General features: G+C 68.9%; 19 protein-coding genes, 1 tRNA gene and 1 pseudogene. 15 read left to right on the top strand and 6 right to left on the bottom strand.

Annotation, left to right across the window (positions count from 1 at the left end; genetic code table 11):
• Positions 1-10 precede the first annotated feature (10 nt).
• Together GVO57_RS15545 and GVO57_RS01745 are read right to left on the bottom strand one after the other, a co-directional pair.
• Positions 11-202: pseudogene (locus tag GVO57_RS15545) on the bottom strand (23S rRNA (guanosine(2251)-2'-O)-methyltransferase RlmB); the annotation flags it as partial.
• A gap of 6 nt (positions 203-208) precedes the next feature.
• Positions 209-1,798: a M20/M25/M40 family metallo-hydrolase gene (locus GVO57_RS01745; protein WP_233281430.1), complete on the bottom strand. Its 1,590-nt coding sequence runs from the start codon at positions 1,796-1,798 to the stop codon at positions 209-211.
• A gap of 228 nt (positions 1,799-2,026) precedes the next feature.
• Here GVO57_RS01745 and GVO57_RS01740 point away from each other — a divergent pair.
• A tRNA-Tyr gene (locus GVO57_RS01740) sits at positions 2,027-2,113 on the top strand.
• Between the two features lie 80 nt (positions 2,114-2,193).
• Here GVO57_RS01740 and GVO57_RS01735 read toward each other — a convergent pair.
• The 3 genes from GVO57_RS01735 to GVO57_RS01725 form a co-directional block, all read right to left on the bottom strand.
• A complete protein-coding gene (locus GVO57_RS01735; RefSeq protein WP_160591342.1) occupies positions 2,194-4,245 on the bottom strand; it encodes a putative bifunctional diguanylate cyclase/phosphodiesterase in 2,052 nt (683 codons plus the stop codon).
• Positions 4,242-4,775, bottom strand: coding sequence for a heme NO-binding domain-containing protein (locus GVO57_RS01730; RefSeq protein ID WP_160591340.1), 534 nt, complete (start codon positions 4,773-4,775; stop codon positions 4,242-4,244). Before GVO57_RS01730 ends, GVO57_RS01735 begins: the two co-directional genes overlap by 4 nt.
• 97 nt (positions 4,776-4,872) lie before the next feature.
• On the bottom strand, positions 4,873-6,927 hold the full coding sequence (locus GVO57_RS01725; RefSeq protein ID WP_160591338.1) for a PAS domain-containing sensor histidine kinase: 2,055 nt from the start codon (positions 6,925-6,927) through the stop codon (positions 4,873-4,875).
• Positions 6,928-7,173: 246 nt separating this feature from the next.
• On the opposite strand from GVO57_RS01725, the gene GVO57_RS01720 reads away from it, so the two are divergent.
• Complete coding sequence (locus tag GVO57_RS01720) at positions 7,174-7,569, top strand: response regulator transcription factor (RefSeq protein ID WP_160591336.1); 396 nt, start codon at positions 7,174-7,176, stop codon at positions 7,567-7,569.
• Between the two features lie 24 nt (positions 7,570-7,593).
• Here the strand turns inward: GVO57_RS01720 and flaF are convergent, their stop codons facing one another.
• The gene (gene flaF / locus GVO57_RS01715) at positions 7,594-7,956 is read right to left on the bottom strand and encodes a flagellar biosynthesis regulator FlaF (RefSeq protein WP_160591334.1); all 363 of its coding nucleotides are present in this window, start codon (positions 7,954-7,956) and stop codon (positions 7,594-7,596) included.
• A gap of 246 nt (positions 7,957-8,202) precedes the next feature.
• On the opposite strand from flaF, the gene motA reads away from it, so the two are divergent.
• The 13 genes from motA to GVO57_RS01650 all read left to right on the top strand — a co-directional run bounded on the left by motA (position 8,203) and on the right by GVO57_RS01650 (position 17,675).
• Positions 8,203-9,087 (top strand): flagellar motor stator protein MotA, encoded by an 885-nt coding sequence (motA, locus tag GVO57_RS01710; RefSeq protein WP_160591332.1) that lies wholly within the window; start codon positions 8,203-8,205, stop codon positions 9,085-9,087.
• A gap of 25 nt (positions 9,088-9,112) precedes the next feature.
• Entirely contained in the window at positions 9,113-9,391 is a 279-nt protein-coding gene (locus GVO57_RS01705) for an STAS domain-containing protein (protein WP_233281429.1), read from the top strand.
• Positions 9,388-9,753 (top strand): response regulator, encoded by a 366-nt coding sequence (locus GVO57_RS01700; protein WP_160591328.1) that lies wholly within the window; start codon positions 9,388-9,390, stop codon positions 9,751-9,753. The genes GVO57_RS01705 and GVO57_RS01700 overlap by 4 nt, the downstream gene beginning before the upstream one ends.
• Entirely contained in the window at positions 9,750-12,017 is a 2,268-nt protein-coding gene (locus tag GVO57_RS01695) for a chemotaxis protein CheA (protein WP_160591326.1), read from the top strand. Before GVO57_RS01700 ends, GVO57_RS01695 begins: the two co-directional genes overlap by 4 nt.
• Complete coding sequence (locus tag GVO57_RS01690; RefSeq protein WP_160591324.1) at positions 12,014-12,505, top strand: chemotaxis protein CheW; 492 nt, start codon at positions 12,014-12,016, stop codon at positions 12,503-12,505. The genes GVO57_RS01695 and GVO57_RS01690 overlap by 4 nt, the downstream gene beginning before the upstream one ends.
• A 2-nt stretch (positions 12,506-12,507) precedes the next feature.
• A complete protein-coding gene (locus GVO57_RS01685; protein ID WP_327785564.1) occupies positions 12,508-13,317 on the top strand; it encodes a CheR family methyltransferase in 810 nt (269 codons plus the stop codon).
• A gap of 133 nt (positions 13,318-13,450) precedes the next feature.
• Complete coding sequence (locus tag GVO57_RS01680) at positions 13,451-14,431, top strand: protein-glutamate methylesterase/protein-glutamine glutaminase (protein ID WP_160593763.1); 981 nt, start codon at positions 13,451-13,453, stop codon at positions 14,429-14,431.
• Between the two features lie 18 nt (positions 14,432-14,449).
• Positions 14,450-14,839, top strand: a complete 390-nt coding sequence (locus GVO57_RS01675; RefSeq protein WP_201752672.1) for a response regulator — start codon at positions 14,450-14,452, stop codon at positions 14,837-14,839.
• A gap of 11 nt (positions 14,840-14,850) precedes the next feature.
• Positions 14,851-15,372, top strand: coding sequence for a chemotaxis protein CheD (locus GVO57_RS01670; protein ID WP_160593761.1), 522 nt, complete (start codon positions 14,851-14,853; stop codon positions 15,370-15,372).
• A gap of 43 nt (positions 15,373-15,415) precedes the next feature.
• Complete coding sequence (locus GVO57_RS01665) at positions 15,416-15,706, top strand: hypothetical protein (protein ID WP_160591322.1); 291 nt, start codon at positions 15,416-15,418, stop codon at positions 15,704-15,706.
• A gap of 1 nt (position 15,707) precedes the next feature.
• A complete protein-coding gene (locus GVO57_RS01660) occupies positions 15,708-16,583 on the top strand; it encodes a flagellar motor protein MotB (protein WP_160591320.1) in 876 nt (291 codons plus the stop codon).
• A gap of 28 nt (positions 16,584-16,611) precedes the next feature.
• On the top strand, positions 16,612-17,037 hold the full coding sequence (locus GVO57_RS01655; protein WP_233281428.1) for a hypothetical protein: 426 nt from the start codon (positions 16,612-16,614) through the stop codon (positions 17,035-17,037).
• Complete coding sequence (locus GVO57_RS01650) at positions 17,034-17,675, top strand: PilZ domain-containing protein (protein ID WP_160591316.1); 642 nt, start codon at positions 17,034-17,036, stop codon at positions 17,673-17,675. Before GVO57_RS01655 ends, GVO57_RS01650 begins: the two co-directional genes overlap by 4 nt.
• The last annotated feature ends 41 nt before the right edge of the window (positions 17,676-17,716 follow it).

The following is a 17,716-nucleotide window of genomic DNA, read 5'->3' as shown; positions in this document are numbered from 1 at the left end:
GCACCAGCCGGCCGAGATCGGCGGCGTCGGCCAGCGTGACCGGCAGGTCGGCGGGCAGATCGAGCCGTGCCGCCGCCTCGCGCGTCGCCCACAGCTTGACCGCGCGCCGGGCGGGATTGGCGAGCGCCGCGCCAACGGCGTGCCGGCCCCAGAAACGGGGACGGCCGCCCGACGGGCGCGAGGGACGATGGCCGCGCGCCATCAGCGTTCAGTCCTGGGCATTGTCGGGATCCTCGACCTTGAACGGATCGGTGGCGACAGGCTCGGTCGGGGCCGGCATCGCCGGCAACCGCTCGGCACTGTCAGCCGCCTGGAACAGCATCCCCGCCAGCACCGTCGCCGCCTGGCGCAGATCGTCGCCCTTCAGGTGATCGAAGGTGTCGGCGTTGGTGTGGTGGATGCGGCTGTCATAATCCAGCGGGTCCTGGATGAACTGGAACCCCGGCAGGCCGGCGCGCTGCATGAACACATGGTCGGTGCCGCCGGTGCGCGCGATCGCCACCTGCCCCGCCCCCAGGCTGGCAAAGGGGGCCAGCCAGTCGCGCAGCAGCGGCACCGCGCCGACATTGTGTTCGGCATGGATGCCGCGGATGCGCCCCGCGCCATTGTCGATGTTGAAATAGGCGGCCAGATCGGCGGCGCCCGGCTTGCGGGTGATCGGCCAGGCATGGATCGCGCGGTAATAGACCTCGTCGCCGCTCATCCCCTCGGGCATTGGCGGCCAGCTGGCGAGATGGCGGTTCACATAGGCGAGGCTGCCGAGCAGCGCCTGTTCCTCGCCCGCCCACAGCGCGAAGCGGATCGTGCGCTTCGGCCGGATGCCGAGCGTCTTCAGGATGCGCGCCGCCTCCATCACCGCGGCGACGCCGGCGGCATTGTCGGCCGCGCCATCCGCGGCCACCCAGCTGTCGAGATGCGCGCCCGCCATCACATAGCCGGCGGCGGGATCGGTGCCGGGGACTTCGGCGATGATGTTATAGGCGTTCTCGTCGCTGTCGTCGAAGCGGACATCGCTCAGGATTTCGAGCACCGGCGGCTCGCCGCCCTGCGCCAGCCGCGCAACGCGGCGATAATCCTCGGCGGCCAGCTCGATGCCGGGCAGCGACGGGGTCGCCCCGCGCGCAAAGCCATAGCCCTCGCCATGCACCAGCTTGCCGTCGCGATAGGAGCGGCGCACCCAGGCGACCGCGCCCTCGGCCTTCAGAAACGCATCGAGCTTCGCATCGAAACTGGCGCGGCGCAGCTGGCGGGCAATCTCCGCCGGGTCGTGGCGGTGCGGCTCCAGCCGGTCGAGCCCGGCCAGATCGCTGTCGGACAGGCGGCGGAACGGCGCTTCGTTCGGCTCGTCGCCGGTGCCGGGCAGCGAGATCATGACGATCCTGCCGGCAAGCCTGCCCTTCCAGGCCGCGAAATCGCGTTCGCGCTTGATCGGCGCGACGATCACCGGCGCGCGCACCGTGCCGGGCGTGGGCGGCGTCCAGGCGACGGGGATGGCGGTCAGCGCCAGCGGACGCGGCGACACCAGGGTGACGCGCGACGACAGGATTTCCCAGCCCCGGCCGAACCGGAACGGCTCCGCCCGCACATTCGCCAGCCCCCAGGCGCGGAACCGGTCCGCCGTCCAGCGTTCAGCCGCGCGCATGGCGGGCGAGTTGGTCATGCGCCCGCCGATTCGGTCGGTCAGATGATGGGCGATCAGCATCGCCTCGCTGTGATTGAGCCCCTGGTCGATGATCCGGTTGATCGTCTCGGCCCGGTTCTCCTGCGCGCGCGCGGCGGCGGCCAGCACGGGCGTCATGGGCATGAGGGCGCAGCTGGCGATCAACAGGGCGCGTGCGATGCGGCGCATTTATCCTCCCTTGTGGCGCGGCTTGTCCCGCCGGGCTTAGCAGCGATCCCGCCCGGCACAACCCGCCCCGCCATCCCCGCCCGGCCGGAGGGCATGATCCTCAAGCGTCGACGACAGGCCGATTGACAGGCGCGCCGAGAGCCGTCATGGGAGCGCCCTCGCTCGACAGCGGCCCATGGACAGGTGGCCGAGTGGTTAAAGGCAGCAGACTGTAAATCTGCCGGGCTTCGCCCTACGGTGGTTCGAATCCATCCCTGTCCACCACCGCCGCTGTTGAGCGACTCCCCAACAATCGATCCGATGGCCCGGCCATTGCCGCGCTGGCGAAGCCGTGGGTGTCCGGTTCAGCTTTGGTCTGCGCCGTCTGCCGGTCCGGCCCCCTCCGCACGGGTCCCGTCCGCGCTGGCCGCGATCATGCGATAGGCGTCCGCTTCGGCCATTGGCCGCCCGAACAGCCAGCCTTGGCCATAGCCGCAGCCCATCCGCTCCAGCTCGCCCAGCTGATAGTCGCTTTCAATGCCCTCGACGACGACGTTCAGCTGCAGCGCCTCGGCCAGCTGGGTCATCGCGCCGACAATCGCCCAGTCGGCATTGCCCGCCTGCTGCGCGGTGATGAACGACCGGTCGATCTTGAGCGTATCGACCGGCATGTGCTGAAGATGGGCGAGCGCCGAATAGCCGGTGCCGAAATCATCGACACTGACCCTGAGGCCAAGCTGGCGCAGCCGCGCGACGGTGGCGGCGGCGTGCGCCGGATTGACCATCGCCGCGCTCTCGGTCAGCTCGAGGCAGATGTTGCGGGGATCGGCCCCGGTTTCCAGCAGGATCGCGCACAGCTGGTCGGTGAAGTTGGGCTGCTGGAACTGCTGCGGCGCGATGTTGACGCTCAGATGGAAATGCCGCCCGCCCAGCTGCGCGCGCCAGCGTGCCGCCGTGCGACAGGCCTCGCGCAGCACCCAGGTGCCGATGGCGACGATCAGGCCGTTCTTCTCCGCTGCGGGAATGAAGGCATCGGGCATTTCCAGCCGCCCGTCGGCGCGCCGCCAGCGCAGCAGCGCCTCGAACGCCACGACCGCGCGGTCGGCCAGGGTGACGATCGGCTGGTAATGCAGCTCGAACGCCTCGTCCTCGATCGCTGCGCGCAGGTCTGTCTCGATCTCGAACCGCCGCACCGCTTCGGCGTGCATCGCGGCGGTGAACAGCGCGGTGCGGCCCGCGCCTTTCGATTTGGCGGCGAACATCGCGATGTCGGCGTCGCGGATCAGGTCGGCGGGGTCGGTGCTCCGGCCATCGTCGATGGCGATGCCGATGCTCCCCATGGTCCGCACTTCGGTGCCCGCGATCAGGTGGCGGGGCGCCAGTGCCTCGTGCACGGCAGCGGCCATCGCCTCGGCCCGCACAGCGATGCCGTCGCCCGCCACCATCAGCACGAACTCGTCCCCGCCCAGCCGGGCAAGCAGCAGATCGCCGATGCCGGGTTCGGCCGCCAGCCGCGAGGTGACATCTCCCAGCCGCGCCGCCACCGCCTTGATCAGCGCATCGCCGGCCGGATGACCCAGCGTGTCGTTGACCAGCTTGAACCCGTCCAGATCGATGAACAGCACCGCGACCCGGCCCGGTCCGCTGGCGTGCGCCGCCGCAAAGGCGGCGTGCAGCCGCTGTTCGAAATAGCCGCGATTGGGCAGGCGCGTCAGCGGATCGCGGGTCGCATTGTCGATCAGCTGCCGGGCATGCTGCTCGCGCTGGAAGACGCGGCCGATCTGCACGCCGGCCTGGGCCAGCAGCTCCAGCCATTCGGGGTCGGGCGGCTGGCTGTCGGCGAGGAAGAACTCCATCCCTGCCACAAGTTCCGACCCGACCAGCACCGGCGCGACCACCGCGCCGGCAAGGCCGCAGCGGCGTGCGGCGGCCGCGCGCGTGAAGCCGCTGTCGCCCGACAGATCGCCGGTCCAGCACGGCCGCCGGTCGCCGAGCAGCCGGCCGACCAGCGACGTCTCCGGCCCGAACACGCGGTGCTGCGAGGCGTGGAGAAAGGGAAACAGCTGATCGGGCATCTGCGCGAACCAGCGCCCGGTGCTGCGCAGCCCGTCTTCAGGGCGCGCGCCCGCCAGCGCCAGCGCATGGCCGAACGCCCATCCCGCCCCAAGGCAGATTTCGCGCACCGCATCGCCGATCGCGGTCAGCGGATCATCGGTCTCGTTGGCGATATGAACGATGCGGTAGAGCAGCTCGAGCCGGTTGCGGCTGACATACAGGTCGCGCAGGCCCTTTTCGGCGATCGCCTCGGCGGCCAGCCGCGCCTGCCGCTCGCGCGCCAGCCGCGCCTCCAGGCGACGGATCACCATATCGGGGTCGCGCGCGGGGGCGAAGCTGCCCGGGATCGGCTGTGCGGTCATGCCCAGTCGAGCTGCAGCTGGCACATGGCATCGCCGCGATGCATGCAGCGCGGCTGGCTGACGCTGATCTGTTCGCCATAGCGCAGGGCGAGCCCGTCGATAAAGCCATGGGCAAGGTGGCACAGGCGGCGCGGGCTGTCATAGCCGAGGATCAGCCCCCGGCCATGCGTTGCGAAATGGAAATGCGGGCAATGGGCACCGCTGTAGAGCTTGCGCACCTCGGGATGGATGATGGTGTTGATCGCGAGGATGAAGGCGCGGGCATTGCCGGCCCCGGCAAAGAATTGCGGATAGCGCGCTTCGAGCCGGGGAATGGCCAGCCGGCCGATGTCGCGGACCAGCGCGTCGGGCGCGGCACCGGTCAGCCCTGCGCCGGCCATCACGAGCGCGGTCAGTTCGGCGTCGGGATAGCTGCCGAGCGACGTATAGGCGCCGTCCAGCCCGGCGCTGTCGAGCATCGCGTCCCACGCATCCGCCCCGAACGCCTCGGCGACAACCTCTTCGACCAGGTTGAAGATCACGCCCTTCACAATGCCGTCCCGCCTGTCATTTACCCTTTCCCTTATAGGACGGGCGTCGTGCCGGGGGCGCGGGCGGCGGACAGATAGGGGGCAGGCGGGTGGCCGGTCAGGTCGCCGCGGCGGGCTCCGCCTGTCCCGGCACGTCTTCGGGCAGGCTGATCGCGAACACCGTGCCGCCGTCCGCGCCGTCCTCGGCCCAGATGCGCCCGCCATGCGCCTCGACGATGGTGCGGCATAGCGGCAGGCCGAGGCCGAGGCCGCTGGCCTTGGTGGTGCGGAACGGCTCGAACAGATGCGTCTTCATCTCGGCGGTCAGCCCCGGGCCGTTATCGGCGATCCGGATGACGCTCTGTTCGCCGACGCGCATCGCGGCGATCACCAGCCGGCGGTCCGGCCGGCCGGCCATCGCCTCGACCGCGTTGCGCATCAGATTGTTGAGCACCTGTTCGATCTGCACACGGTCGATGGCGGCGATGGCGGCCGGGCTGTCGATCCGCACTTCGAACTGCATCCCCTGCGCACCCGGCAGCTGTCTGACCGATTCCCATGCCCGCCAGATCACCGGCGCCAGCGGTTCGGGGCGGCGGCTGAGTTCGCCGGTCGAGGCGAAGCGGCGGATGCGGCGCACGATTTCGCTGGCGCGCAGAATCTCCGCCGTCGCGCGTTCGGCGGCCATCAGCCGGATATACTGGCCATCCTCGGCCTCGGCCTTGGGGGTGCGCAACAAGGCGAGATAGTTGGCGCAGGCGGTCAGCGGCTGGTTCAGCTCATGGGCCAGCGTGCTTGCGACCGCGCCCATCGCCGTCAGCCGCGAGACGCGCAGCAGATCCTCCTGCGTCTCGCGCAGCTCGGCCTCGGCGGCCTTGCGTTCGGACTGGTCGAGGATCGCCCCGATCGCGCGGATCACCCGGCCATGTTCGTCGCGGATCAGCGTGCCGCGATCCAGCACCATCGCATAGCTGCCATCGGCCCGCGCGAACCGGTATTCGGCGCTCCAGTGCAGGGCGGTGCCGTCGATCTTGGCCTGGAGATCGGCGACCACCCGTGCCCGGTCATCGTCATGGACATGCGCCGTCCACCAGTCGACCGGGGTTTCGTTGCCCGCAAGCATATGACCGAACTGGCTCTGGATGCCGTCGGACCAGATGATGCGGTCGTGCGCCAGATCCCAGTCCCAGATCGCGTCCCGCGTCGCCCCCAGCGCCAGCCGGTAGCGTTCCTCGGCCTCGCGCAGCCGCCGTTCCTGGGCAAGCGCCGCCGTGACGTCGAGCGCCGCGCCGATCAGGCCGAGGGTGCGGCCGTCGCGGCGGCGCAGCGGAAACAGGCTGGCCAGAAACTCGCGCGGCGGGTCGCCGGCATCGGCTCCGTCGCGCAGATATTCGACCGGCAGATCGGTCAGGGTTTCCCCGCGCTCGATCACATGGCGGTGGGCAGGCGCCATCAGCGCGTTGAAGCCGGCCGGCAGCGGGGCATTTTCGCGTCCGGAGATGCCGAGCATCGCGATCATGCGCGGGTTGATCTGCCGGCACCGCAGCCGGCGGTCGAGCATGTAGAGCCCGACCGGGGCCGACCGGTAGAGTTCGGCCAGCTTGCGGCGGCTGTCGGTCAGCCGCGCCTGCCGGGCGCGCAGCCGCTGGGTCTGCCGCGCCTCGTTCGCCCGTGCGCGGGCCAGGCGGATGAGGCCGAGGATCTGCCCGGCAAGAAGCTCCAGCCCGTGACGTTCGACCATGGTCAGCCCGGCGGGGCGCGGCGCAGCGGCGATCAGGAACAGCACCCCCGCGCACTGGCCGCCATCGTCGATCACCGGCGCTTCGGCGAGGAACCGGGCCGCGATGCCAGCGGCGGCGAGCGCAGCGCCCAGCCCCTGCGACCCGGCGTCGAGATCGGCCACCCAGCTGATGCCATCGGCATGCAGGCCTTCGTCCGGCCCCGGCGGCAGCTGTTCGGGCACGATGCCGGTGCGCGCGACGAGCAGATGCCCGCCGCCCGGCAGCGGCTGCGCAAAGGCCGCCCCATCCGCGCTGCACAGCTCGGCTGCGAAGCGGATGATCGGGTCGAGATCGCGGGGGGACAAAGTGGGGTGACCGGTGGCGGCAGGCAGCCGGCCGTTATCCGGCGCGGTGGCCGGCACATCATGCACAGGGCCGGCGATCCCCGTCACCTCATCTGAACCCTTTGCCGCCGCTGCGGCCGGCATTTGATCAACGTGCCGGCTTTCGCGTTACTGTTACAAATCAACGTCTAAGCCGACGTGACTAGACCAGCATAGCTCAGGTGCGCCGGGGTGCAAGTCATAACCGGAACGGAAGTTTTCGGTGGGGCGTCCCATCAATGCTTGAGGCGCGTTGCAACCAAGGTTAAGGTCCGGCTCTTGAACCGGCCGTTCAGGGGGAGAGAGACAGGTCGGATGCGGCATATCTACATCGTCGACGACGACGCCGATGTGCGTCAGTCACTTCAGCTGCTGCTGGCGACGCTGACAGATGCCCATATCGACGCCTTTGATTCCGGGACAGAATTCGCGGCCTGCGCGGCGTCGCTCGATCCGGGTGTGGTGCTGCTCGATTATTACATGCCGGGGCTGAACGGGCTGGCCGTCCTCGAACAGATCGTGGCGCAGCGGCTGCCATTTTCGGTGGTGATGATCACCGCGCACGAGGATGTGAACGTGGCGGTCGATGCGCTTGCCGCCGGCGCGTGCGATTTTCTCGAAAAACCCTATGAATATGAAAATCTGCTGATGGTCCTCAGGATCGCCTTCGCCAATCTTGACCGGATGACCGCGGACCGGCCGGAGGTCTGATCCCGCCGGCCTGCGGGCGCGCTGTCAGGCGGCGACGGCCCGGCCCTGGCCCAGCCCCTCGAGGATCGAGCGATTGACGATCACCAGCGGCTCGATCGTGTCGCGGCCCGCCACGACGTCGGTCGTGAAGCGGTCGACCCACAGGGCGAGCGAGATGATCGCGGCGCGCAGCTGGTCGGGCAGTTCGTTGCCGGGCGCGGCGCAGGCGGCGGAAAATGTGCTCCACATTTCGCGGTTGCGGTGCAGCGCGGGCATCAGCGCCGGGCCGCGCAGCCCGTTTTCCCACGCACCAAGCAGTTCGCCGGTGATCTGGCCGATCAGGCGATATTCCATCGCCCGCGGGGTTTCCGCCATGCTGCGGACGCGCTGATAGGTCGCGAGAGACATTCGGACACTCCGTCTTTTCCCCCATTCTAGACGATTAACGCTGATCCGGGCGCAATCGGCCCCAACTCCTTGCCGCAAACGGCTTGCCGCCGCTGCATGCCGTCGCTCCGCTGCACCCGCGCGGCAGGGGAAAGAGGCGGTCGCAACCGGTCCCGTGCGAGATTCTGGCGCCCGTCGGACGGCCCGGCCGCTTTCATCCTATAACACCAATATTCGTCGGAGGACGGCTGCGGCCGGGTGGTGCATGTGATCAACGGTATCGGACTTCTCATCATCATGGGCTGCGTGTTCGGCAGCTTCATCATCTCGGGCGGCAAGATGGACATCGTCCTTCACGCACTGCCGCACGAAATGATGGCGATCGGGGGCGCGGCCGTGGGCGCGTTCCTCGTGGCGAACTCGATGCACACGGTGAAGCTGGCCGGCAAGGGGCTGGGGCGGTCCTTCAAGGGGCCGCGCTGGACGACCGAGCTGTACCGCGACCTGCTGTCGATGCTGTTCATCCTGTTCACGACCTTCAAGAAGAAGGGCGCGACCGGCATCGAGCCGCACATCGACAATCCGGAAGAAAGCGCGATCTTCTCGCGCTACCCGAAGATCCTGGCCGACCATCACCTGATCGAGTTCGTCTGCGACTATGTGCGCATGATGACGGTCAGCTTCGATGACCCGAACCAGCTGGCCGAGGCGATGGAGGCCGATATCGAGCGCCACCATCATGAGGAAATGGCCCCGCAGCACGCGCTGCAGAGCATGGCCGACGGCCTGCCGGCGATCGGCATCGTCGCCGCCGTTCTGGGCGTCATCAAGACCATGGCCTCGATCGACCAGCCGACCGAGATCCTCGGCGCGATGATCGGCGGCGCGCTGGTCGGCACCTTTCTCGGGGTTCTCCTCTCCTACTGCCTGGTCGGGCCGCTCGCGTCGAAGCTCGCCGAGGTGATCGAGGAGGATTCCAAGCCCTACACCATCGTCAAGGCCGCGATCGTTGCCTACGCCCAGGGCGTGCCGATCCAGGTCGCGACCGAGATCGCGCGCCGGCTGACCCCGTCGGCCCACGCACCCAGCTTCCAGCAGCTCGAAACAGCCCTCGACGAGGCCAAGAATGACATCAACGCCATCGCTGCCTGATCCGGCCGGGGCCGGTCAGCCCATCGTGCTTCCCGCCAACGGCACCACCGTTGCGGCGGAAGACCTGCAGGCCCGCTTCGTTCACGCGGCGGACGCCAATGCCGACATGACCATCGATGCGTCGCAGGTGGAAAATGTCGGCCAGGCCATGCTGCAGCTGCTCGTCGCGGCCCGCGCCCATGCGCAGGCCGAGGGTCTTCATTTTGCGATCAACGCGCCCAGCGAGGCCTTTCTCGCGCGGGTGGCCGCCTGCCGGCTTGGAGAGCCGCTTGGCCTTGAGATGGAAAAGGAACGGGAACAATGAGCAAGCTGATCCTGACCGTCGATGATTCGGCGAGCATGCGGATGCTGCTGAAGGCGTCGCTGGGTGCGCAGGGCTTCACCATCGAAACCGCCAATGACGGCGAACATGGCCTGGAGCGGATGCACGAGGTCAAGCCCGACCTGCTGATCACCGACATCAACATGCCCAAGATGGACGGGTTCCAGCTGATCGAGGCGGTGCGCGCCGAGCCGTGCTTCCGCGGCGTGCCGATCCTCGTGCTGTCGACCGAGTTTTCCGACGAGAAAAAGGCCCGCGCCCGTGAAGCCGGGGCGACCGGCTGGATCACCAAGCCGTTCGATGCGGAAAAGCTGGGGACGGCGATCCGCCGTGTGTGCCCGTGAGCGACGAGCTCGACGAAATCCAGGCGATCTTTTTCGAGGAATGCGCCGAAGGGCTGATCGCGGCCGAACAGGGGCTGTCGGCGATGGCCGATGGCGACACCTCTTCGGAAACGATCGCCGGCGTGTTCCGTGCCGTCCATTCGATCAAGGGCGGTTCGGGCGCGTTCGGCCATGCAGCACTGCTCGCCTTCTCGCACCGGTTCGAGAATGTGCTCGACGAGGTGCGCGCCAGCCGCATCGCGCCGTCGGCTGGCGTCGTGCAGGTGCTGCTGCGCGCCTTCGACATCCTGTCGGACCATGTCCAGGCCGCGCAGGAACAGTCCGCGCCGCCTGCCGACGCCGCGATGCTGGCGACGCTTGACGAGGTGCTGGCCAACAAGGGCGTCGGCGACGCCGGTGCCGCGCCTGCCGCGCCCGAACCCGCTGCCCCCGCACCTGAGGCGGCGGCCCCCGCCGCCAGCGATCAGGGCGACGAATTCGGCTTTGTGCCGGTGACGGTGTCGATCGAGGCGCTCGACGATCCGTTCGGCTTTGAGCCGGTGTCGGTCTCGCTCGACGACCTCGATCCCGAACCGCTGCCGTGGCGCGTCTATTTCAAGCCGTCGCGCGCCGCGATGGCCAATGGCGCCGAACCGCTGCTCACGGTTCGCGAGCTGGAGCGGCTCGATGGCCGGGTCGTTGCCGCCGATGTGAGCGCGATCCCGCCGCTGCGCGAGATGGAAGCGGCCGAGGGCTATATCGCCTGGACGCTGTCGGTGCCCGCGTCGGTCGCCGAGAACGAGATCCGCGAATGCTTCGACTTTGTCGCGCCCGATTCGGTGATCGAAATCAGCCGCGAGGGCGAGGCGCTCGACGCGCCGCCCGCGCCCGCTCCCGCGCCGGCCGCGCCTGTCGCCGCGACACCCGCCGCCGCGCCGCCGCCCGCTCCCGCGCCGGCACCGGCCACCCCGCCGGCTGCCGAAGCCGAGCCGGCTGCCCCGGCCAAGCCGGCGCTGGCGCTGGTGCCGCCGGCCGCTGCACCCGCCACGCCTGCGGCTCCGGCCGCTGAGCGCCAGGAACGTGCGACCGAGCCGGCGTCGCTCACCATCCGCGTCGATCTGGCCAAGCTTGACCAGCTGCTCAACCTGGTCGGCGAGCTGGTGATCCGCAACTCGATCCTTGCCGACCGGCTGGCCCCGCAGGATCAGGAACGGGTCGAGCTGCCCCAGCTGTCGCGGCTGACGCGCCAGATCCAGGATAGCGTGATGTCGCTGCGCGCCCAGCCGATCCGGCAGGCGTTTTCGCGCGTGCCGCGCATGCTGCGCGACCTGCAGACCGAAACCGGCAAGAAGGTGGTGCTGGAGGTGTCGGGCGAGTCGACCGAAGTCGACAAGACCGTGATCGAAAAGATCGGCGACCCGCTGACCCACATGATCCGCAATGCGGTCGACCACGGGGTCGAAAAGCCCGAGGACCGCATCGCCAAGGGCAAGCCCGCCGAAGGCACGATCCGCCTGTCCGCCGAACAGAAGGGCGCCCGCATCATCGTGCGGGTGAGCGATGACGGGCGCGGGATCGACCGGGCGCGGGTGCGCGCCAAGGCGATCGAAAAGGGCATTGTCCCGCCCGACGCGCAGCTGACCAACGAGGAAATCGACCAGCTGATCTGCGCCCCGGGTTTCTCGACCGCCGAGGTCGTGTCCAACATTTCCGGGCGCGGCGTCGGCATGGACGTCGTCCGCTCGAACATCGAGGCGCTAGGCGGGCGCGTCGAGATCGCGTCGGTGCCGGGCGAAGGGACGTCGTTCACGATGATCCTGCCGCTCACCCTCGCCATTCTCGACGGGATGATCGTCCGGCTGGGCGGCCAGCGTTTCGTGCTGCCGCTGGCGAGCGTCGTTGAATCGGTCCAGCCCGCACCGGGCCAGGTGCAGCGCGTGTCGCCGCAGGACGAGGTGATCGAGCTGCGCGGGTCCTATCTGCCGGTCCGCAGGCTCGCCGATGTCTTTGGCATCCATTCCGCGCACAGCCGCGAGCCCGAGGATTCGCTGGTCATCGTCGTCGAAAGCGACACCGCCGGCCTGGTCGGGCTGATGGTCGATACGATCGACGACCGGCGCGAGGTGGTGATCAAGAGCCTCGACCAGAATCTCTACCCGATCCGTGGCCTTGGTGGCGCCACCGTGCTGGGCGACGGGTCGATCGCGCTGATCCTCGATATCGAAGCCCTTGTCGCGGCCCATCCGGTCGGTGGCCGCGCGACCCCGAAAGGACTGGCAGCATGACCACGACCAATGTGAACTCCGCCGAGCGCAAGATCGTCACCTTCACCCTGTCGAACCGTATCTTCGGCATCGACATGAGTGCGCTGATCGAGATCCGCGAATGGGAAGAGCCGACGCCGCTGCCGGGCGTGCCGGGGTATATCAAGGGCGTCGCCAACCTGCGCGGCACCGTCATTCCGATCATCGGCCTTGCCGAACGGCTGGGCTGGGAACCGAGCGTGCCGCACGCCCGGTCGTGCATCCTGGTCGTCGTCAGCGATGGCAAGCAGGCCGGCTTCCTGGTCGATGAAGTCGCCGACATCGTGTCGATCAGCGAAAACCAGGTGCAGCCCGCGCCCGATATCGATCTGGCCGAACCGGGCGTGGTCGCCGGTCTCGTCAAGGCGCAGACCCGTGCCCAGCAGGATGCCTCGGACGAGGGCGCGATGGTGCTGCTGCTCGATCTCGATGCGCTCAACGTCACCCGCCAGCTGGATCTGGCTGCGTGAGCATGACGGCGTCGCCCTTGTCCGGTGCCGTCGCGCACGCATCGCCGCTTGGCGGCGAGGCCGAACTCGGCCGGGCCGAGTTCGACGCGATCGCGCGCATCATGCTGGCAGAAAGCCGCGTTCACCTGACCGCGGCCAAGATGACGCTCGTGCACTCGCGCCTGTCGCGCCGGCTGCGCGAACATGGGCTGGCGACGTTCCGCGACTATGTGAAGCTGGTCGAGACCAACCCGGTCGAGCGCGGGGAGATGGTGACGGCGCTCACCACCAACCACACGCATTTCTTCCGCGAGGTCCATCATTTCGACCATCTGCGCGAAACAGCGCTGCCGATGCTCAAGGACCGTGCCCGGCGCGGGCCGGTGCGGATCTGGTCGGCCGCCTGCTCGTCGGGCGAGGAGATCTACACGGTCGCCATGTGCCTGCTCGGCACCGACCGCAGCCATGCCGGCTGGCTGCGCGGCGCGGATGTGAAGCTGCTGGCGACCGACATCTCGCCGCCGATGGTCAAGGCGACGGCGCGCGGCTTCTATCCGGCGGCCACCGCCGAGGCGATCCCCGAGCCCTATCGCCGGGCGTGGATGCGGCCGGTGCAGGGCGGGTTCGAAATGGTCGAGGAGGCGCGCAGCCTGGTCACCGCGCGGCTGCTCAACCTGTTCGCCGACTGGCCGATGCGCCAGCAATATGACGTCATCTTCTGCCGCAACGTGATGATCTATTTCGAGGACGATGCGAAGCGCGAGCTGGAGATGCGGCTCGTCGATCAGCTCGCCCCTGGGGGTATCTCTATATCGGCCATTCCGAACGCCTGATCGGCCCCGCGCAGCACGGCATGAGCCCGTGCGGACAGACAATCTATGTGAAAAATGGAGCCGGAGCGTGATCGCGTCCCCCGTCAAGACTGCTTCTCCCGTCAGGGTCGTCATCGTCGACGACAGCGCGTCGATGCGCGCCGCCCTCAACCGCATCCTCGGGTCCGACCCGGAGATCGAGGTTGTCGGGCTGGCCCCCGAACCGCACAGCGCGCGCCAGATCATCAAGGACATGAACCCCGATGTCGTGACCCTCGATGTCGAGATGCCGGGGATGGACGGCCTGTCCTTCCTTGAAAAGATCATGCGCCTGCGCCCGATGCCGGTGGTGATGTGCTCGACGCTCACCGGGCGCGGCACCGAGGTCACGATCGAGGCGCTGCGGCTAGGCGCGGTCGACTGCATCGCCAAACCGTCGGGCAATGCCGCCGACATCATGCGCGATGCCGATCTGCTGCGCCGCACGGTCAAAAGCGCGGCGCGCTCGCGGGTCCGCCCGGGCGGCGCACCGACCACGCCCAAGCCGGCGGCGATCAACGGCCAGTATCGCGATGTCATCATCGCCATCGGCGCGTCGACGGGCGGGGTCGAGGCTCTGTTCTCGCTGATCGGCTCGCTGCCCGCCGACTGCCCGCCGGTGCTGGTCGTCCAGCACATGCCGGCTGCCTTTACCGGCGGCTTTGCCGCCCGGCTGAACGCGGCGGCGCCGATGACGGTGGTCGAGGCGACCGACGGCCAGGCGGTCGAGCGCGGCCATGTCTATATCGCGCCGGGCGGGGCCTGCCACATGGAGATGGTCAACAGCAGCCAGCCGCGCATCAAGCTGGTGCCCAGCGATCCGGTCGGCGGCCACCGGCCTGCGGTCGATGTGCTGTTCAACTCGGTCGCAAGGCGCGGGGCCGGCGCGGTCGGCGCGATCCTGACCGGGATGGGTCAGGACGGCGCGGCCGGGCTGCTGGCGATGCGCCGGGCCGGGGCGCGCACCTTCGGCCAGAGTGCGGATACCTGCGTCGTCTACGGCATGCCGCGCGCGGCATTCGAGGCGGGCGCAGTCGAGCGTCAGGTGAATCTTTCGGCCATGCCCGAGGCGATCCTCGGCGCGTGCCGCAAATAAGTGGGTGGAGAGTAAGGCATGCCAGCTGCAGCGGCAATCAAGGTGATGGTCGTCGACGATCAGGCCAGCATGCGGGCGATGATCCGCCGCGCGCTCCAGGACTTCGGGTTCAAGGACGTGCGCGACAAGGCGGATCCCGTCGAGGCGCTGAGCGCGGTCAAGAGCGACCGCGTGCACCTGATCATCTCGGACTATAACATGCCCGAGATGGACGGGCTCCAGTTGCTCGAGGAGGTCCGCAAGGACCCGGTCATCGGCAAGACGGTGTTCATCATGCTCACCGGCTCGTCCGACCGTGAAATCGTCCAGCGGGCGGCGGCGCTCGGGGTCAACAACTATGTTGTCAAACCCTTTGCCCCCGCCGCCCTCAAGGAAAAGATCGAGCGCGTGTTCGGTGAGCTGACATGAGCGCGGCCGCGATGCGCCGTGTCCCGATCGTCCAGGGCGAACATGCCGTGGTCAGCGAGGCCAATGTCATCGTCTCGACGGTGCTGGGCTCGTGCATTGCGGTGTGCCTGCAGGATTCGGTGTCGCGGATCGGCGGCATGAACCATTTCCTGCTCGGCGAGCCGAGCGCGGGACATGATGTGTCGCCCCAGGACATGCAGCGTTACGGCGTGCATGCGATGGAAGTGCTGATCAACGCGCTGATGGCGCGCGGCGCGTCGCGCGACCGGCTGAAGGCGCATATCTATGGCGGCGCCAATGTCGTCGCCGGGCTGGGATCGATCGGCAGCCAGAACGCCAGCTTCGCCCGGCGTTTCTGCCAGACCGAAGGCATCGCCATCGCGCATGAGGATGTCGGCGGCAATTTCGCCCGGCGGGTCGAGTTTCTGGCCTATGAGGGCAAGTCGCGCTGCTCGCGTGTGGCCCAGGCCCCGCCGATCCAGATCAAGCCGCCCAAGCCGGTCGCCGCAGGCGGCGATCTCGAACTGTTCTGAGCCCTTTGCGACCAACGACAAACTTCAAGATCGGGATCATTCAATGTCTCACATCGACAGCCTCGCCCCCACGCTGTGCACCGCGCTCGCGACCGAGATCCGCGACGTGCGCACGATGATCGAGCAGCTGGCCGATGTGCTGGCCTGTGACGAATATCTGGCGCTCAAATATACCGAGCAGCTGCAGGCGTTCGACCTGCTCGTCCAGCGCATCTCCGAAACCGCCGGGCTGCTCGACCGGCTGGCCGAGGGCATCAGTGGCCAGGATGCGGTGGCCGAGATCCGGCTCGAGGTCATGCAGCGGCGTCTGCAAGACGTGCTGAAGGCGGCCTGACATGGCGGCCAATCCGTCATCCTCGTCCGACGCGCGCCCGATTGTCATCCGCCGCGTCAAGAAGGTCGTCGGCGGCGGCCATCATGGCGGCGCGTGGAAGGTCGCCTATGCCGACTTCGTGACCGCGATGATGGCGTTCTTCATGCTGCTGTGGCTGATCGCCGATCCCGATCAGGAAAAGCTGCAGGGCCTGGCCGAATATTTTTCGCCCTCGAGCGCGTCGGGCAAGCCCGGCGAGACGATCGAGAGCCTGAGCGGCCGTCAGCCGGGGCTGGGCGGACGCACACGGCGTGCCCAGTCCGACAACCCGACCTCGAACGGCCAGCCGACCGCCGAGGCCGCCACCCAGGGCACCGCCCGGGGCGGCAGCGCGGCTGTGCCCGATCCGTCGCTCAGGGTGATGGCCGAAGAGCTGAAGCTGCTGCTCCAGCCGGTGACGACGCCCAAGTCCGAACGCCAGACGATCGCGATGCAGCAGTCGCGCGACGGGCTCCGCATCAGCCTGATGGACGATGCCAACCGGTCGATGTTCCAGGGCGGCACCGCGGTGCTCAACGCCTATGCGCGCAACATGCTGACCGAGGTCGCGCGCAAGATCGGCAAGAGCGGCGTGCGCATCGCGATCGAGGGCCATACCGACGCGACCGGCGGCCAGAGCGAGGCGAACTGGAAGCTGTCGGCCGACCGCGCGCTCGCCGCGCGCGCTGCGCTGATCGCCGGCGGGCTGACGCCCGACCGTTTCTCCGAAGTCGTCGCGCTCGCCGCGACCAAGCCCGTCTATCCCGATCAGCCCGAGCGGCCCGAGAACCGGCGCATCACCATCGTGCTGCTGGCCGAATCCTCGCCGCTGCCGAGCGACGCCAGCTTCAGGTTCTGACGTGAAACCCGCGCTTCTTCTTCCGCTGATGCTGATTGCCGGCCTGGGTGTGGGCGGCGGCGCCGCCTTTGGCGTCGGCCAGATGCTGCCCGCGCCCGAAGCCGGGCCTGCGAAACCCAAGTCCCCTGTCGAGGAGGACGCGAACCTCGCGTTCATCAAGACCGAGGTCGTGCTCGTTCCGCTGGTGTTTCCCGACGGGCGGCTGGCCGGCTACACCTCGATCGACGCCGCGCTGCAGGTGCCGGCCGACCAGGCCGAGGCGCTGAAGGCGCGGATGCCGCTGCTGCTGCATGCGATCAACCTGCAGACCTTCCGCACCCCGCTGGCGGCGGGGCCGGACGGGCAGCTCGCCGATCTCGAAGGCTATCGCAAGATCGTCGCCGCCGCCGCGCCCAAGGCGTTCGGCGCGGGCGTGGTCCGCAAAGTGGCGATCATCCAGGCCAATCCGTCATGACCTATCAGCCGCGCGGCTTCGATCCCGCCGGGCCGGCGTCCGGCGCGGCCCGGCCGCGCGCCGAGCGCACCGTCTCGCTGCTGATCGTCGCCAAGCTGGTCGCCGCCGGGCAGGAGGCGCTGTGCCGCATCCGCAACCTGTCGGAAACCGGGTTGATGCTGGAAACATCGGTGGCGCTGCGCCCGGCCGACCGGGTGCGCGTCGAGGTCCGCCACCATCCGCCGCTCGACGGGCTGATCGTCTGGGCGGAGGGCGGCCGGGCAGGCATGTCGTTCGACGCGCCGGTTGCGGTGGCGGCGCTGGTCGCGCCCGCGCCCGCGCCGGTCAGCCGCATCCTGAAGAGCCGCCAGCCGCGCGGACCGCGCGTGGCGGCGACGGCGCGGGTGACCGTCGAGCTGCGCGGGCGGCGGCTGACCGGGCGGCTGTGCGACATCTCGCTGGGCGGGGCCAAGATCATGATCCCGGTCGCCCCGCGCCCCAATGACGTGCTCCAGATCCATGTGCCGGGCCTGCCCGCCAAGGCGGCGACCGTCCGCTGGGTGGGCGAGGAGGTTGGCATCGCCTTTGCCGAACCGCTGGCCTATGACGTCCTCGACGCCTGGCTGGCGGGTTCCGCACTCGTCGACGGCGCAGGCTGACACCGGTTCCCGGCGGCCGTCGCCGTCGCTCGCCGTCCCGC

The sequence above is a fragment of the Sphingomonas changnyeongensis genome (assembly GCF_009913435.1).
GTDB classification, from domain to species: Bacteria; Pseudomonadota; Alphaproteobacteria; order Sphingomonadales; family Sphingomonadaceae; genus Sphingomonas_B; species Sphingomonas_B changnyeongensis.
The sequence above is the reverse complement of the archived record's forward strand: the minus strand, read 5'-3'. Positions and strand labels throughout refer to the sequence as shown.

Coding starts and splice junctions, on each gene's coding strand:
- GVO57_RS01745 (WP_233281430.1), bottom strand. CDS start 1,798: ATGACGCCCGTGCTGGCCGCCGCCGCGCGCGCGCAGGAGAACCGGGCC.
- GVO57_RS01735 (WP_160591342.1), bottom strand. CDS start 4,245: ATGACCGCACAGCCGATCCCGGGCAGCTTCGCCCCCGCGCGCGACCCC.
- GVO57_RS01720 (WP_160591336.1), top strand. CDS start 7,174: ATGCGGCATATCTACATCGTCGACGACGACGCCGATGTGCGTCAGTCA.
- flaF (WP_160591334.1), bottom strand. CDS start 7,956: ATGTCTCTCGCGACCTATCAGCGCGTCCGCAGCATGGCGGAAACCCCG.
- GVO57_RS01700 (WP_160591328.1), top strand. CDS start 9,388: ATGAGCAAGCTGATCCTGACCGTCGATGATTCGGCGAGCATGCGGATG.
- GVO57_RS01690 (WP_160591324.1), top strand. CDS start 12,014: ATGACCACGACCAATGTGAACTCCGCCGAGCGCAAGATCGTCACCTTC.
- GVO57_RS01685 (WP_327785564.1), top strand. CDS start 12,508: ATGACGGCGTCGCCCTTGTCCGGTGCCGTCGCGCACGCATCGCCGCTT.
- GVO57_RS01680 (WP_160593763.1), top strand. CDS start 13,451: ATGCGCGCCGCCCTCAACCGCATCCTCGGGTCCGACCCGGAGATCGAG.
- GVO57_RS01675 (WP_201752672.1), top strand. CDS start 14,450: ATGCCAGCTGCAGCGGCAATCAAGGTGATGGTCGTCGACGATCAGGCC.
- GVO57_RS01670 (WP_160593761.1), top strand. CDS start 14,851: ATGCGCCGTGTCCCGATCGTCCAGGGCGAACATGCCGTGGTCAGCGAG.
- GVO57_RS01665 (WP_160591322.1), top strand. CDS start 15,416: ATGTCTCACATCGACAGCCTCGCCCCCACGCTGTGCACCGCGCTCGCG.
- GVO57_RS01660 (WP_160591320.1), top strand. CDS start 15,708: ATGGCGGCCAATCCGTCATCCTCGTCCGACGCGCGCCCGATTGTCATC.
- GVO57_RS01655 (WP_233281428.1), top strand. CDS start 16,612: ATGCTGATTGCCGGCCTGGGTGTGGGCGGCGGCGCCGCCTTTGGCGTC.
- GVO57_RS01650 (WP_160591316.1), top strand. CDS start 17,034: ATGACCTATCAGCCGCGCGGCTTCGATCCCGCCGGGCCGGCGTCCGGC.